Below are 14,632 nucleotides of genomic sequence, written 5' to 3'. Positions count from 1 at the left end.
CGGAGGGCGCACGGGGCCCCGCCGCGGACGGCGCGTGCCGGGCGCGGTCCGCGGGCGTCACGCGTTCACCGGCGGGAGTGCTGGGTCCCCTCCTCCAGGGGTGCCGGGGCCGGGTGACCCGAGGGAAGGCGTTCCCACCCCTCCGCCTCGGCGTGGGCCACCAGCTCCGCGTCCTCGCCGACGACGACCGGGGCGCCCACGGCGGACAGCAGTGCCAGGTCGCTGGAGTGGTCCCCGTAGGCGGTGCACGAGGACGGACTGACGTTCCGTACCGCGGCGGCGGCCCTGGCCGCGACCCCCTTGGTCTCTCCGATCATCGGGACGAGGACCTCGCCCGTGAGGAGCCCGTCGCGGACGACGGGCCTCGTGCCCAGGGCCCAGTGGGCTCCGGCCGCCTCGGCGATCGGGTCCAGGCAGGCGAAGAAGGAGCCGGACAGCAGGACGACCAGGTCGCCCTCGGCGCGGTGGCGGCGCAGCCGCTCCAGCACCGGGGTGTGCCAGAAACCCGGCGCGCGCGCGGCTTCGGAGAACCACGCCCGGCCCGCGTCGCGCAGCCCCTCGACGGACTCCCCCGCCAGGAGTCGGTAGTAGAGGCGGTTGACGTCCCGGCGGGGCACGCCCCGGGCCGCCGTCTCACGCAGGCGGGCCACGGCCTGCTCGTAGGTGCCGGTCGGCCGGGAGCCGTCCCGGAGGTGGAACTCCAGGAACGAGAACATGCTCTTCGGACCGATGAGCGTCTCGTCCACGTCGAAGAACGCGATGCCGCGCTCCGGGGCGCCCGGGCCGGGCGCTCCGTTCTGGGTGGTCATGGGGTCTCCTGCCTGTAGGGGGTCGGTGCGGCCCGCGTCACGCGGGGAGGCGGACCAGGCCGACGCCGATCCGGCAGATGGACGCACCCCTCTGGAGCACGTCCACCTCGACGGAGGTCGGGACGGGCTCCGGGCCGGCGGTGGGCGCGAGGTACTCGACGATCCCGCCCTGCGTGTAGTAGACCCCCTCGCCCTCGGTCGCCCCCGCGTCCGCGGGAGCGGTGCGGGCGCGCACCTCGGTCCTGGGCTCCAGTTCGCCGAAGCTGGTGAAGGTGGCGGTGATCTCGGCCGGGTAGGCCTTCGCGGGCGAGGTGCCCTCGACCTCCAGGAGCGTGTTCAGCGCCAACTGGCGCGCGGCCTCGATGAGGACCATGCCCGGCAGGTGGTCCTGGGCGTGGTCGAACAGGCTCGGGTGCTGCGGCAGCACCCGCAGGGACGCGGACACGGCGTCACCGTCCGCCGCGATCCCGGTCAGGACCACGTTGTCGCTGTTGGACCGGCCGACGGAGTACGGGGCGGGGATCTCTCCGGTGACCGTGAAGTCGAAGGTCTCCGTCGAGGGGACCGGGGCTCCCGAGCGGTTGCTCAGGCGCAGCGCCCCGTAGCTCGCCGGGGACTTGAAGCGCAGTCCGACGACGGCGTTGCCGACCTCGGCGCCGTCGACGAAGAGGCGGAACCTGGCGTCATAGCCGACGACGCGCCCCTCCTTGACCCTCTTGTCCTCGACGGAGCAGAGCATGCGGAGGGCGCACGGGGCCGTTCCCACCGCCAGCCGCTCGGGGCGCGTGATGGTGACGCCCATGGTGGTGAGTACGAACTTGTGGTCGAAGGGGACGCCGTAGTGGGTGTGGGCGATGGCCAGCCCCACCTGTCGGCAGGCTTCGAGCATCAGCACGGGGTCGTGGAGTCGGGGGCGGAGCAGGTGGTCGCCGTAGTAGGCGTGCGACCGGGGGAGCTGGGCCGCGGCCGCGTGGGCGTCGCCGCCCAGGGGCTGGGTGTCGGTGACGAAGACCTCCGCCAGCGACTCCCGGTGGACCACGGTGCGGTCGAGGGTCCGCTCGTAGTCCAGGCTGGGACCGTCCGGGTGGCCGGTCGCGGTGTCGGTGTCGCCGTTGAGGAGGTTGCGCACGGGCGTCTGCATGGTCTGTCTCACATTCCTCGGGCTCGTGGACCTGATCTGGCGGGGGAGGCCGTGGGGCGGGGCCTCCCCCGCGGTGTCGGTGCGGCGGACGGGGGCGGGGTCTCGCGTGGACGGCCCGGGACTGCCGGGCCGAGTGGGGGTGGCTAGCGGAGTTCGCGTTCCCTGACGACGAGGAACGTGACCACCGCGCCGGCCAGGGCGAGGAGCGCCAGACCGAAGAACGTGGTGTGCATCGCGGAGGTGAGGCCGGCAGAGACCGCGTCCAGCGCGGTCCCGCGGTCCGCGGCGTCGAACTGGCCGAGGGCCGTCTCCAGACGCCCCTGGGTGGCCTCGCCCGCCAGGGTTCTCTCCTGTTCGGCGCTGGCGAAGGAGAGGTCGAGCGTGCTCAGGGAGAGGGTCGCCAGCACGGAGCCGGCACCGGCGATCGCCACGCTCTCCCCGGCGATCCGCATGGTGTTGAAGATGCCCGAGGCCATCCCGGCCCGCTCGACCTCCACGGAGCTGAGTGCCGCGTTGTCCATGACGCCGAAGGCGCTTCCCACTCCCGTGCCGAACAGGGCCAGGGGCGCGGCGAGCACGGTCCAGTGCTGGCCGGGCTGGAGGATCATCAGCCACAGGGAGCCGCCCGCGATGAGCAGTGAGCTGGTGGCGAGCATGACCCGCAGGGGGATCCTGGCCGCCAGTTGGCCGGCCAGCATCGGCAGGGCGAGCACCGGCAGGGTCAGGGGGAGCAGCAGGGCTCCGGCCTCGGCGGCGCCGAACCCTCCGACGCCCTGGAAGAAGGGCGGCAGGTAGACGAGCAGGACCACGAAGCCGAAGGTGATGGTGAAGGGCTGGCAGACGACCACGACGAAGGTGGGCCGTTTGAACAGCGAGAGGTCGAACATCGGGCGCCGGACCCGCGACTCCACCACGACGAAGGCCGCGAGGAAGACGAAGAACCCGACCGCGGAGCCGATCGCCCCCAGGCTGAGCCAGCCCGCCTCGGCGCCCTGGACGAAGGCCATGGAGAGCAGGAACAGGCTGGTGCTGAAGGTGATGACGCCGCCCCAGTCCACCGAGGTGGAGTTGGGGTCGCTGGACTCCCGGATCGAGCGGACCAGCAGCAGGACGACGGCGGCGAGCCCGATGTTCATCAGGAACACCATGCGCCAGTCCAGGAAGTTGACCATCAGTCCGGCGACGAAGGGCCCCATGGCCAGTCCGAAGCCGAAGGAGGTCCCCAGGAGGCCGAAGGCCCGCGCCCTGGCCGCCCCCCGGAAGGAGTCGGCGAGGATCGCCGCGCCGCTGGTCATGATGCCCGCGGCGCCGATGCCCTGGATCGCCCGGGCGACGTCGATGACGAGGATGTTGGAGGAGAGGCCGATCACCGTGGCCATGGCGGTGAAGACGACGAGGCCGATGACGAGGATCCGGCGCCTGCCGAACCGGTCCGCGAGCCCGCCTGCGGCGAGCATGAACGCCGCGAAGGTGACGTTGTAGGCGTTCTGGACCCACTGGGCCTCACCGACACTGGCGTTCAGATCGGCCGCGAGCTGGGTGAGCGCCACGGCCGGAGCGGTGACGGCGAGCGGCAGCATCACGCTGGACAGGGCGACGGCGACGAGTGTGGCCACCGCCTGCCCCCTGGTCAACGGGGCGGGAGCGCTCTGGGCACTCCGCCGATCCGTTGCGTCTATCGCCATTCCCACACCTCTTGATTCGGATCCTTATGGCTATCCATTCGTGGATGAACATAAGGTATCTTATGCTCATCGTCAATCTTATAGACCTGGCCGGGTGCGCGGTGGGCGGACCCGGGACGCCTACCGCGACCTGATCGATCGGAGCTCCACGAGATGCCGTTGACCAGCGACGACACCCCTTCCAGCCGCACACCGCACTCCCCCGCGGATGTCCTCGTGGTCGGTGCCGGCCCCGTCGGCCTGACCGCCGCGTGCGAGCTTCTGAGACGAGGAACACGTGTGCGACTCGTCGACCGCGCCGAGAGCGCCTCCCCCTTCCCCAAGGCCCTGCTGCTCTGGCCGCGCACCCTCGACCTGCTGGACGACCTGGGGGCCCTGGACGCCACCCGGAAGGCCGGCATCGACATCCGGAAGTTCCGCTACTACTCCTCCGGTGAACCGCTGGCCGCGTTCACCTTCCCCGAGCACCTGATGCCGGTGTGCCTGCCGCAGAACGAGACCGAGCGCGTGCTCACCGAGCGGCTGCACGCGCTGGGCGGACACATCGAGCGGGGCGTGCGGCTCCTCGCCCTCGACGGGGTGGACTTCTCCGGCGACATCAACGCGACCGACGGGGTGACCGCGATCCTCGAACACTCCGACGGGACCGTCGAGCGCTACCGCACCCCCTTCGTCATCGGCGCGGACGGCGCGGGCAGCGCGGTGCGCGCCCAGATCGGCACCGGCTTCGTCGGCAGCACCTACGAGTCGGCCTTCGCCCTCGTGGACTGCCGCATCGAGGGCGAGCTCCCGACCGACGAGGCGCTCTACTACCAGTCCCCGCAGGGCGCCCTGGTGATCGTCGCCCTGCCCGACGGCGTCTTCCGGTTCTTCGCCAGCCTCCCGCCCGGCGAGAAGGCCGGCATCGACCTGCTGCAGCGGATCACGGACGAACAGGGCCCCGGCGGCGTCCGGCTGGTCGACCCCGTGTGGGAGTCGGTGTTCCGCGTCCACCGCCGGCACGCCGACGACTTCCAGAGGGGCAGGGTCTTCCTCGCGGGGGACGCGGCCCACGTGCACAGCCCGGCCGGAGGCCAGGGACTCAACACCGGGATGCAGGACGCACAGAACCTGGCCTGGAAGCTGGCCGCGGTGATCGGCGGCGAGGCGGGACCGGAGCTCCTCGGCACCTACGGCCCGGAGCGCAAGGACGTGGCGCGGCAGGTGGTGCGCGACACCGACATCCAGACGCGCGGGTGGATGCTCCAGCACCCCGTGCAGACGGCGGGCCGCGACGCGGCCTTCCGCCTCCTGGAACCGGTCATGGAACGCGGATACCTGCCCGTCATGGCCGGCTACCGCTTCCGGTACACGCCCGCGCGGCTCACGCAGGAACCCACCTGGCCGTCCCTGTGCCGGCTGACCGGGCGGCTGACGGGCGCCGTCCGCGCAGGCCACGCCCTCCCCCGCTCCCTCGCCGTGGCCCTGGGCGCCACCGGCGGGGCGAACACCGGGAGCGCCGACGAGCTCCCCGCGTGGACGCTGGCCGTCACCCCCGGCCGCGCGCAGGCCCGCCCGGGCGAGCCGTTCTCCGCGCTCGTCTCCGACCGGCCGCAGGTGCGGGTGGTGACCGTGTCCCCCGAGCAGGCCTCGGAACACCGGCTGTGCTCGGCTCCGGGCTACCACCTGATCCGCCCGGACGGCTACGTCGCCGCCCACGGGCACGCGCGGGACCACGCCCGCCTGCGCGTGGAACTGGCCGCTCACCTGGGTGCTGCGCGCGGTCCGCTGCGCCCGGCGGCGGAGAGGGCCGCGCTGAGCCGCGCCTGAACCCGACCGGAACGCGCGGGCGGACCCGTCCTCCGCCCGCGCCCGGGCTCGCCGACGTCCCCCGCCCTCCCCCTCCCCCACGCGCCCCGGCCCGGACGCCCCCGCGTCCTCGCGGGGTTCCCCTCACCGTTCACGGCCCCGCCCCCGAGGCCGCCCCGCCGCACGCGCTCGGGCGGCCGCCCCGGGACCGCTGCCGACAGCCGGCTCGCGGGCGGGCACGGGCAGCCCGCGCGCCCGCCGGAGACGGCGCTCCTCCGCCCGCCTCCCCGCGCGCCCTCCCACACGGACAGCCCCTGGCCGTGCCGGACCGCCCCGGACGCGAGTCCCCGAGCGGGCACCGCCGCAGAGGGGCTCGCGCCCGGCTCCCCCCTGAAAAGACCGCGGCCCCCGCACGCCGCACCCGATATCGGTGAGCAAGATCACTCGACCACATCCGGCCACGAGGAGAACACGCTCCGAGACATCTCCCAACAAGTGAACATGACCTGTGGTGATCGCATGCTCACTATCGGCGGAAATCTTCGCCATGTCCCGCCGTGAGGGAATCTGCTTTACTGGCCGAACGGCCCGGAACCTGCCATGCCACCACCGAAGGCATTCCCCCGAGAAGTCTTAACGAGAATTTCAGATTCATTTACGTCACCGCAGCTGTCCCCGGCGGGCTGAACGCAATCCCTAACACCCAGAGATGCGAGCACGAGAATGACGATGAATATCGGAGGAAAGGTGGAGGGGACGCTCCCCCTGGCCCAGGCGCTCCAGCGCCTCACGAGGATCCCCTCGATGCGGCACAAGTACGGCCGCTACCTCGGCCTGGGGCGCAGGCCCCGCCTCGTGGACCTGCCGCCCCTCACCCGCGACGAGCTCAGCGAGGCGGTCGACGCGATGATGCGGGAGGCCCCGGACGAGCTCTCCCGGGCCTCGCTCCACCTCATGGGCGGCACGACGTCCACGAGCCGCATGGGCGCGCTCCCCGCCGACCTGCACGTGGACGAGATCTCCCCCCACCTGCGCCCCTTCGCCCCGGGCGACCTGCTCGCCAGCCTGAGCACCCCCTTCCACATGCGCGCGTCCCACGACCTCCACAACGCCCTCGCCGCGCGGGCCGGGATACCCACACTGTCGCTCGACGCCCCGACGGACCAGATGATCGAGCCGTGCCTCGACCTCTTCGAGCAGCACGGTGTGACCGCCCTCGCCACCACCCTGGACACGGTCCAGCGCATCCTGCGCTTCTGCGCCGCGTCGGGACGGAATCTGGACTTCCTGCGCAAGGTGCTCTGGAGCGGCCCTGCGATGGACGCGCAGACGCGGTCGCTGATCCGCACGTACTTCCCCCACCTGCGCACATGGACGCTGTTCGGCTCCGCCGAGACCTGGATCATCGGGCACAGCGGCCCCGACTGCGCGGTCGACACCTTCCACCCGCTCCCCTACCAGCACACCGAGATCGTCAGCGGTCGCATGCTCGTCACCGTCACGCACAGGAAGTCGGTCGTCCCCCTGCTGCGCTACGACACCGGCACCGGCGCCGAGTGGACGTCCTGCCCCTGTGATCTGCCGGGCCGGGCCCTGAGGACCCACAGCCGCATCGACACCCCCTACGGTCCGCTCAGCCGCCTGGTGGAACCCTCGGACCTGGCGTCGCTCGCCCTCCAGCTCGACTCCGTGGAAGCCGCCCAGGTGGTCCTGATCTCCCCTCACACGAAGGACGAGCGCCTGCGTCTGCGGGTGCGGCTCCGCCCGGGCACGGAGGCGGACCTGTACACCGTCGAGTGGATCCGGCACCACGTGGTGTCCGGCTGCCTGGCACTGGCCGAGGTCATCGAGGAGTCACCCGAGACCTTCGAGGTGACCGTCTCGCGGCGTCTGCTGGACCAGTCCTCGGACGGCTCGGCCCCGGCGACGGTGGTCCGGACCGCGTCCCGCGACCGGTGCTCCGCCTGACCCGTCCGGGTCGGCCGGCGACGGCGAGCGGGAATTCCCCGCCCCGGGGACGCTGAAACTCCCGCGAAATACGCAGGGAACCCGCGGCGTCGAAGAACAAGGATGTTCCTGCTTTTCCGAGGTGCGTGAGGACTGCTTTTGCGCGGCCCGCCGCACATCACGCGTCCCATTCCTGGAAACGATTCCACACAATGGCGTCGGACTCCGCCCGGCCGGTGCGTACGCGCCCTCCCCTTGCTCGCCGCCGGGGGGCGGCGCGTCCGGCCGCGTGCGCCCGCGGCCGGCGCCGTGCCGGTTCTTCTGCGTGTTCGCCGCCTCACCCCCCGCATCGGACCGCGGCCGCCGTCCCCACCCGGGGGCGACCGCAGTCCCAATAAAAGACATCGTATGCAAATCAGTCTTCACTTTTGCATAAGAGATCGTATACTCCTCCTAGTTCGATCAGTCAGACCTGGAAGAGGAACACTGCGATGTGCGGACCCCACGTGATCCACAAGGCCCGGAAGACGTTCATGACCGCCTCGGGACACACCCCGGAAACGCCCGGGGGCACGATCACGGCAGAGCGTCCCGACCCGTCCGCGCGTCCGGTCGGCCGCAGCGTCAACCGGCGCCGCATGCTCACCGGGTCGGCCGCCGTCGGCGCCGCGCTGACCGGGATCGGCGCCCTCGGGGGGCCGGTGGAGTCCGCCCACGCCCAGACCATCGCGGGGATCAACCCCTCGCAGCTGAGGGTCACCGACCTCACCCACGTGCTCCACAACGACTTCCCGATCTACCGGCCCTACATCCTCGACCCCAACATCTTCCAGTTCGCGTCGATCGCGGAGGACGGCTTCAACGCGCTCAAGCTGGAGATCGACGAGCACACCGGGACGCACTTCGACGCCCCGTGGCACTTCAACGACAGCCCCGACGCCCTGCACACCCACGAGGTGGCGCCGAGTGACCTGGTCTGCCCGCTCGTCGTCATCCGCATCGCGGACCGCGCCGCGAGGGACTACGACGCCCAGGTCGGTGTGGTCGACCTCCGGCGCTGGGAACGGCGCAACGGCCGTATCCCCCAGGGCGCCCTGGTCGCCATGGACTCCGGTTGGAGCGCCCGGGTGCTCCAGAGCGAGGAGGCGATGCTCAACCGCGACAGCGACGGCGGCGCCCACTTCCCCGGGTTCGACATCGAGGCGCTCGTCTGGCTGCTGACCGAGCGCGACATCGCCGGCGTCGCCGTGGACACCCCCAGCTTCGACTTCGGTCCCGCGTCCGCGACCAACCCGGAGGGACACGTCTTCCTGCTCGGGGAGAACAAGTACGCCGTGGAGATGGTCGCCCACCTCGAGACGGCTCCGGAGACCGGCGCGATGGCGGTCGTCGGCGTCGCGAACATCCGGGGCGGTTCCGGTGGCCCCGTGCGCCTGCTCGCCCTCACCTGACGCCACGGCAGGCGCAGGGGCCCCTCGGCGGCAGCGGTCCCCGACCACCGCCGGGCCCCTGCCCGCCCCGGGCCGGGTGGACTCCGGGACGGGTCATCGCTCCGAGGGGCGGGCCCGGCACCCGACGACGCGCCCGCACCGCCCGGAAGCCGGGCCGCACCCGTTCCGGGGCGGCGCGTCAGCGGTCCTCAGGACCAGCCGTACCGGCTGCGCAGGACGTCAGCGACCAGCCAGAACCTCTCCTCGTCCATGACCGCTGCCTCACGCCGGATGTCGTCCTCGTCGAACTCGAAGAGCCGGTCGACCCGGAGGAACGAGTCGCGCTCCTCGCGGTCCCAGGGGCCCGAACCGATCGGCAGCCAGTCCTGGCGCTCCCGCTCGTCGGGGCTCTGCGAGGACAGCATCAGACCGTGCAGCCGCCTGCCCCGGCGGCCGACGACCAGCAGCGGCCGGTCCTTGCCCTGGTGCGGGTCCTCCTCGAAGGGCACCCACGTCCACACGATCTCGCCCGTGTCGGCGAGGCCGTCGCGCTCGGGTGTGTAGGTCAGCCGGGTCGCGTTCTCCGAGGTGGGGATCTCGCGGACCTCGCCGCGGTGGGGGTGGTCGTCGTCGCGTCGCATCGTTCGTTCGCTCACGCCCCGCATCCTAGGACCTCGTGACGGGTGTGTCGGCCGACGGCGGGGAGGGCGTCCGGCGCCCGCACAGTGGGAGGCCCCGTCCCCCGGGGCGGCGACGCGGTCCCGGCGGGGCCCGTCGGCCTCGCGACGCGGGCGCTTCCCCCGTCACGGGGCTCACCTGGGCGGAGCCCCACAGCGCTCGACCGCGGCGCGCGCCTCGGAGGCCTGCGCCGCGTGGCGGCTGCCTCCTGGCCCGCGCCCGGCCGCGGGTGCGCCGTCCGACGACGGCCCCCCGCCCCGGGGCAGCCTCACAGGTCCTGGACGGTACCGATGATCGCCGCCCGCGCCCGGCTGCCCTCGGGTACCGGGACCAGCGGATACACGTGGAAGGCGCCCGCCTCCTCGTGCAGCTCCACCTCACCGCCCGCCTGCGCGACGAGGTCGCGCAGGCGGCGGGTGTCGGGGAGGAACACGTCGCGGGTACCGATGTAGAGGTCGATGGGCGGAAGATCCGCGAGGGGCCCGTTGATGGGGCTCAACCGGGGGTCCGACAGGTCGTCGCCGCCCGCCCACGCCTTGGCCGCCTCCCGGAGGCCGACCGGGCTGAGCCACGGGTCGCGCCCCTCCACCTCGGCGATGTCGGGGTTGGACATGGTCAGGTCCGCCCACGGGGAGACCAGGATCAGCCGTGCGGGCCGGGGCAGGCCCTCGCCGGGCAGCGTCTGGGTCAGGGCCAGCGCCAGACCGGCCCCCGCCGAGTCACCGGCGAAGACGGTGCGCTCCGGGGCGGCGTGCTCCAGGAGCTCGCGGTAGACCGTGTGGAGGAAACCGAAGGCCTCACGGTAGGTGTACCGCGGAGCCAACCCGTACACGGGCACCTCGACACGGCACCCCGCGTCCGCCATCCGGGAGATCAGCACCCAGTGCCACGGGGAGATCTCGCTGATGTACGAACCCCCGTGCACGTACAGGACGGCCTTTCCCGGCCCGTCCCCGCGTTCCCGGGGCAGGACGGTGTAGCTCTGGAAGTCCCCCACCGTGCGCCGGCTGATCTCGTGCCGCTTGGCGACCCAGTGCGGCGGCTCCGGGTCGTCCTTGGCCTCCTCGATGCGCTCCCGTGCGCCCTCCACGGTCTCCATGGGGCGCTTGCGCGCCACCCGGAACGCCACCGCGAGCATTCTCGCCACCAGGCTAGGCATGGGTGTCTTCGCTTCTCTCCTCGGGGATGTCCCCCGACCTTGCAACAGAGGTCTCACAGAACGGACGGGCTACACGGGACAGGAGCACGGGCCCCGGAGCCGACCGGACCCGGCCGCCCCGCCGCCCTCCCTGCTCCCGCCTCGGGCGCCCGGGCCGGTCGCCACGGCCCGGGCCGTGTTCCCCGCATCCGGACTCGCGTCCATCGGGCTTCCTCCCGCCGCGCACCCGCGCTCCCCGGCCACCACGGGCCGAACGTCCCCCGGGGCCCCGCGGGAGGGCGCCCGGACGGCCGCCCACCGGCCCTCACGCCTTCCGGAGAACACCCGCTAGAGGACGACGAGGTCGTCCCTGTGCACCAGTTCGCGCTCGTAGGACGGGCCCAGCTCCCGCGCGAGCCAGCGGGTGGAGCGGCCCATGAGGTCGGGGACCTCGGCGGCGTCGTAGTTGACCAGGCCGCGCGCGATCACCACGCCCTGCTCGTCGCACAGGTCGACGGGGTCGCCCGCGCTGAACTCCCCCGTCACCCTCACCACCCCGGCGGGGAGCAGCGAGGCCTTCTCCCGCGCGACCGCCTCGACCGCGCCCGGATCCAGCACCAGGCTGCCCCGCCCGGCGGTGGCGTGAGCCAGCCACAGCTGGCGGGCGGACGGGCGGCGCCCGCCGCCCGCGGCGAAGAGCGTGCCGACCCTCTCCCCCGCCAGGGCCGCCCGGGCGTTCGCGGCGGAGGTCAGCATGGTGTGCACACCGGCCTCGGTGGCGATCCGCGCCGACGCGACCTTCGTGACCATCCCCCCGGTGCCCACACCGCGCCTGCCGGAGCTTCCGATGTCGATTCCGTCCAGGTCGCCGGGCCCGCGCACCAGGCTGACCACGGACGACCCCGGATCGGACGGGTTGCCGTCGTACAGGGCGTCCACGTCCGACAGCAGGATCAGCGCGTCGGCGCGCATCAGGTGCGCGACCAGGGCCGCCAGCCGGTCGTTGTCACCGAACCGCAGTTCGTGGGTGGCTACCGTGTCGTTCTCGTTGACGACGGGGACCGCTCCGATGTCCAGCAGGCGGCGCAGCGTGCGCTGCGCGTTGCGGTGCTGGACCCGCCGCATCATGTCCTCGACGGTGAGCAGGACCTGGGCCGCGTTGAGACCGCGCTCGGCCAGCTCGGCCGTGTACGCGGCGAGCAGCAGCCCCTGCCCCACGCTCGCGGCGGCCTGCTGGGACGCCAGGTCGCGGGGGCGCCGGGCCATGCCGAGCGGGGTCATCCCGGCCGCGACCGCACCGGAGGAGACCAGGATCACCTCCTGGCCGAGGGTGCGGCGGGCCGCCAGCACCTCGACCAGGTCGCGGATGCGCCCGGAGTCGATCCGGCCGTCGGGGGTCGTCAGCGACGACGACCCCACCTTCACCACGACCCTGCGGGCCGACGCGACGGCCGCGCGCCCGGCGGCCTCCGCGGATCCGGTCTGTTCGAGTTCTGCGCTGTGCACCGTGTGGGGCTTTCCATCCAGGGCGCGGCACCCGGGTCGGGTGCCGCGCACGTTCCTGTTCAGCCGGGTCGTCGGTCCCCGCGCGGGTCAGCCCAGCCGGTTGTCGCTGCCGCGCGGGCCCGCCGGGACCACCTCGGCGTCCATGGACGGGTCCCAGTCGAAGACCACGGAGTCGTCCTCGGTCCCGATGTGGACCTCCGCGCCCTCGGTGGCGCCGGCCTTGGCCAGCTGCTCCTCGATGCCGAGGCGGTTGAGCCGCTCGGCCAGGTAGCCGACGGCCTCGTCGTTGCTGAAGTCCGTCTGGGCCACCCAGCGGGCCGGCTTGTCGCCGCGCACCTGGAAGGCGTTGTTGCCCAGCGGCACCACCTGGAAGGGGGTGTCCCCGATCATCTTGGGACGGATCACGATCCGGGTGGGCTCGGCGACGGGGGCGGCGTCGCGTGCGGCGGCGACCTGCTCGCCCAGGGCGAAGGACAGCTCGCGCAGGCCCTCACGGGAGGCGGCGGAGACCTCCATCACCTTGTACCCGCGCTCGACGAGCATCGGGGTGACCAGCTCGGCGAGATCGCGCGCCTCGGGCACGTCGACCTTGTTCAGGGCGACGATGCGCGGCCGGTCGGACAGGTCGACCCCGACGCGCTCGCCGTAGGCGGACAGTTCCGCCTCCAGGGCGTCGAGGTCGCTGACCGGGTCGCGGCCCTGCTCGTAGGTGGCGCAGTCCAGGACGTGCAGGAGGGTCGAGCACCGCTCGATGTGGCGCAGGAACTCCAGGCCCAGGCCCTTGCCGTCGCTCGCCCCGGGGATGAGTCCGGGCACGTCGGCGATCACGTACTGGGTTCTGCCCGCCTCCACCACACCCAGGTTGGGGACGAGCGTGGTGAAGGGGTAGTCGGCGATCTTGGGCCGGGCCGCCGACATGGCGGCGATCAGCGACGACTTGCCCGCGCTGGGGAAGCCCACCAGGCCGACGTCGGCGATGGTCTTCATCTCCAGGCGCACGTCGAAGGCCTCGCCCTCCTCGCCCTTGAGGGCGAAGCCGGGCGCCTTGCGCTTCTTGGAGGCCAGCGAGGCGTTGCCCAGGCCGCCGTGGCCTCCCTGGGCGAGGACCAGGCGGGTGCCGTGGCCCACGAGGTCGGCGACGAACTCACCGTCGCCGCGGGTGACCACGGTGCCGTCGGGCACGGTCAGGACCAGGTCGTCCCCGTTGCCCCCCGCGCGGTGCCCGCCCTGGCCGGGCGTCCCGTTCTGGGCGTTGCGGTGCGGGCGGCGCTGGTAGTCCAGCAGGGTGGCGGTCTGCGCGTCGACCTCCAGGACGATGTCGCCGCCCCGGCCGCCGTTGCCGCCGTCCGGTCCGCCCAGAGGTTTGAACTTCTCACGGTGCACGGAGGCGCAGCCATGCCCGCCGTTCCCGGCCTTGACGTGCAAGACCGCCTCGTCGACGAAGTCAGGCATAGCTCTCCCCGTTGCTTGTCGGCCACCCGCGCGGGTGGCCTGGTGGAACACGCGTGTCACCCAGTGACAACGCGAGAGGCGGGCCAGTGTTCCCTGGCCCGCCTCGAAACCACAACGTCCGTGCGCGAACCTACTCGGCGGCGACAGGAACGATGTTCACGGCCTTGCGGCCGCGGAAGTTGCCGAACTTGACCTGCCCGGCGACCAGAGCGAACAGCGTGTCGTCCCCACCGCGGCCGACGTTGGCGCCGGGGTGGAACTTGGTGCCGCGCTGACGGATGAGGATCTCGCCGGCCGAGACGGACTGACCGCCGAAACGCTTCACGCCGAGGCGCTGGGCATTCGAGTCACGACCGTTACGGCTGGACGAAGCGCCCTTCTTATGTGCCATTTCTCCAGGCCTCCTACTTCGCCGCGATGCCGGTGACGCGCACCTGGGTGTGCTTCTGGCGGTGACCCTGGCGCTTCTTGTAACCGGTCTTGTTCTTGTACTTCAGGATGTTGATCTTGGGGCCCTTGGTCTCACCGAGGATCTCGGCGGTGACCGAGTAGCCGCTCAGCTTGTCCGCGTCGCTGATGACGTTGCCGTCGTCAACGACCAGGATGGGCTGCCACGTGATGGTGGCGCCGGTCTCATCGGAGACCTTGTCGATGTTCAGGACGTCATCGACAGACACCTTCTCCTGTCGGCCGCCCGCTCGCACGATCGCGTACACCGGGTAACTCTCTTCCTGCTCGCTCAACGAATAATGCTCGGGACCATCCCCGAGACGTGAGTTCCGGGGTCCGGGTCCGGCTGTACCTGTGCCCAGGCCAGCCGGGAGGATCGCCCCCATGTGGGTGGGGAGAAGCCTCGTTCCACGATCCACTGATCGCCTGTAGCGGGGCGCGGGGATCTGAGGGAAACAAACCCTGCGTGGAGAGCACTTCGGTGTCGGGGCGCGCGATTGTGGTGGAACGCGCCGACGCACCGTCCATCAGATTACCACCGGCCCGCTACAGGCCTGCACACGTGCCGTGGTTGGGTCGGGGGCGCCCCCCCCCCAAAAAAGGCCGGG

At 72.2% G+C, this 14,632-nt stretch carries 12 protein-coding genes; 3 read left to right on the top strand and 9 right to left on the bottom strand.

Going from position 1 to position 14,632, the window contains the following annotated elements:
• Positions 1-65 precede the first annotated feature (65 nt).
• The 3 genes from Q8791_RS05390 to Q8791_RS05380 all read right to left on the bottom strand — a co-directional run bounded on the left by Q8791_RS05390 (position 66) and on the right by Q8791_RS05380 (position 3,635).
• On the bottom strand, positions 66-809 hold the full coding sequence (locus Q8791_RS05390) for an HAD family hydrolase (RefSeq protein ID WP_330090468.1): 744 nt from the start codon (positions 807-809) through the stop codon (positions 66-68).
• Positions 810-846: 37 nt separating this feature from the next.
• Positions 847-1,950, bottom strand: a complete 1,104-nt coding sequence (locus tag Q8791_RS05385) for a ScbA/BarX family gamma-butyrolactone biosynthesis protein (protein ID WP_330090467.1) — start codon at positions 1,948-1,950, stop codon at positions 847-849.
• Positions 1,951-2,093: 143 nt separating this feature from the next.
• Entirely contained in the window at positions 2,094-3,635 is a 1,542-nt protein-coding gene (locus Q8791_RS05380) for an MFS transporter (RefSeq protein WP_330090466.1), read from the bottom strand.
• Between the two features lie 153 nt (positions 3,636-3,788).
• Here Q8791_RS05380 and Q8791_RS05375 point away from each other — a divergent pair, with 153 nt between their 5' ends.
• The 3 genes from Q8791_RS05375 (at position 3,789) to Q8791_RS05365 (ending at position 8,821) form a co-directional block, all read left to right on the top strand.
• Complete coding sequence (locus Q8791_RS05375) at positions 3,789-5,444, top strand: FAD-dependent monooxygenase (RefSeq protein WP_330090465.1); 1,656 nt, start codon at positions 3,789-3,791, stop codon at positions 5,442-5,444.
• 708 nt (positions 5,445-6,152) lie between these two features.
• Positions 6,153-7,391, top strand: coding sequence for a phenylacetate--CoA ligase family protein (locus tag Q8791_RS05370; RefSeq protein WP_330090464.1), 1,239 nt, complete (start codon positions 6,153-6,155; stop codon positions 7,389-7,391).
• A gap of 470 nt (positions 7,392-7,861) precedes the next feature.
• Positions 7,862-8,821 (top strand): cyclase family protein, encoded by a 960-nt coding sequence (locus tag Q8791_RS05365; protein ID WP_330090463.1) that lies wholly within the window; start codon positions 7,862-7,864, stop codon positions 8,819-8,821.
• Positions 8,822-9,009: 188 nt separating this feature from the next.
• Here Q8791_RS05365 and Q8791_RS05360 read toward each other — a convergent pair whose 3' ends face one another.
• The 6 genes from Q8791_RS05360 to rplU all read right to left on the bottom strand — a co-directional run bounded on the left by Q8791_RS05360 (position 9,010) and on the right by rplU (position 14,290).
• Positions 9,010-9,456, bottom strand: coding sequence for a type II toxin-antitoxin system PemK/MazF family toxin (locus Q8791_RS05360; RefSeq protein ID WP_330090462.1), 447 nt, complete (start codon positions 9,454-9,456; stop codon positions 9,010-9,012).
• A gap of 290 nt (positions 9,457-9,746) precedes the next feature.
• The gene (locus Q8791_RS05355) at positions 9,747-10,637 is read right to left on the bottom strand and encodes an alpha/beta hydrolase (RefSeq protein ID WP_330090461.1); all 891 of its coding nucleotides are present in this window, start codon (positions 10,635-10,637) and stop codon (positions 9,747-9,749) included.
• Positions 10,638-10,964: 327 nt separating this feature from the next.
• The gene (gene proB / locus Q8791_RS05350; protein ID WP_330090460.1) at positions 10,965-12,122 is read right to left on the bottom strand and encodes a glutamate 5-kinase; all 1,158 of its coding nucleotides are present in this window, start codon (positions 12,120-12,122) and stop codon (positions 10,965-10,967) included.
• A gap of 87 nt (positions 12,123-12,209) precedes the next feature.
• The gene (gene obgE / locus Q8791_RS05345) at positions 12,210-13,574 is read right to left on the bottom strand and encodes a GTPase ObgE (RefSeq protein ID WP_330090459.1); all 1,365 of its coding nucleotides are present in this window, start codon (positions 13,572-13,574) and stop codon (positions 12,210-12,212) included.
• A 130-nt stretch (positions 13,575-13,704) separates the two neighbouring features.
• A complete protein-coding gene (rpmA, locus tag Q8791_RS05340) occupies positions 13,705-13,965 on the bottom strand; it encodes a 50S ribosomal protein L27 (protein ID WP_150253013.1) in 261 nt (86 codons plus the stop codon).
• Positions 13,966-13,978: 13 nt separating this feature from the next.
• Positions 13,979-14,290, bottom strand: a complete 312-nt coding sequence (gene rplU, locus Q8791_RS05335) for a 50S ribosomal protein L21 (protein ID WP_267950280.1) — start codon at positions 14,288-14,290, stop codon at positions 13,979-13,981.
• Positions 14,291-14,632: the final 342 nt, after the last annotated feature.

The organism is Nocardiopsis codii (assembly GCF_036327455.1).
In the GTDB taxonomy this organism is placed as follows: domain Bacteria; phylum Actinomycetota; class Actinomycetes; order Streptosporangiales; family Streptosporangiaceae; genus Nocardiopsis; species Nocardiopsis codii.
The sequence above is the reverse complement of the archived record's forward strand: the minus strand, read 5'-3'. Positions and strand labels throughout refer to the sequence as shown.

What these genes read in the sequence shown, in the direction of transcription:
- Q8791_RS05380 (WP_330090466.1), bottom strand. Translation starts at nt 3,635, where the DNA reads ATGGCGATAGACGCAACGGATCGGCGGAGTGCCCAGAGCGCTCCCGCC.
- rpmA (WP_150253013.1), bottom strand. Translation starts at nt 13,965, where the DNA reads ATGGCACATAAGAAGGGCGCTTCGTCCAGCCGTAACGGTCGTGACTCG.
- Q8791_RS05385 (WP_330090467.1), bottom strand. Translation starts at nt 1,950, where the DNA reads ATGCAGACGCCCGTGCGCAACCTCCTCAACGGCGACACCGACACCGCG.
- obgE (WP_330090459.1), bottom strand. Translation starts at nt 13,574, where the DNA reads ATGCCTGACTTCGTCGACGAGGCGGTCTTGCACGTCAAGGCCGGGAAC.
- Q8791_RS05365 (WP_330090463.1), top strand. Translation starts at nt 7,862, where the DNA reads ATGTGCGGACCCCACGTGATCCACAAGGCCCGGAAGACGTTCATGACC.
- Q8791_RS05355 (WP_330090461.1), bottom strand. Translation starts at nt 10,637, where the DNA reads ATGCCTAGCCTGGTGGCGAGAATGCTCGCGGTGGCGTTCCGGGTGGCG.
- Q8791_RS05390 (WP_330090468.1), bottom strand. Translation starts at nt 809, where the DNA reads ATGACCACCCAGAACGGAGCGCCCGGCCCGGGCGCCCCGGAGCGCGGC.
- Q8791_RS05370 (WP_330090464.1), top strand. Translation starts at nt 6,153, where the DNA reads ATGAATATCGGAGGAAAGGTGGAGGGGACGCTCCCCCTGGCCCAGGCG.
- Q8791_RS05375 (WP_330090465.1), top strand. Translation starts at nt 3,789, where the DNA reads ATGCCGTTGACCAGCGACGACACCCCTTCCAGCCGCACACCGCACTCC.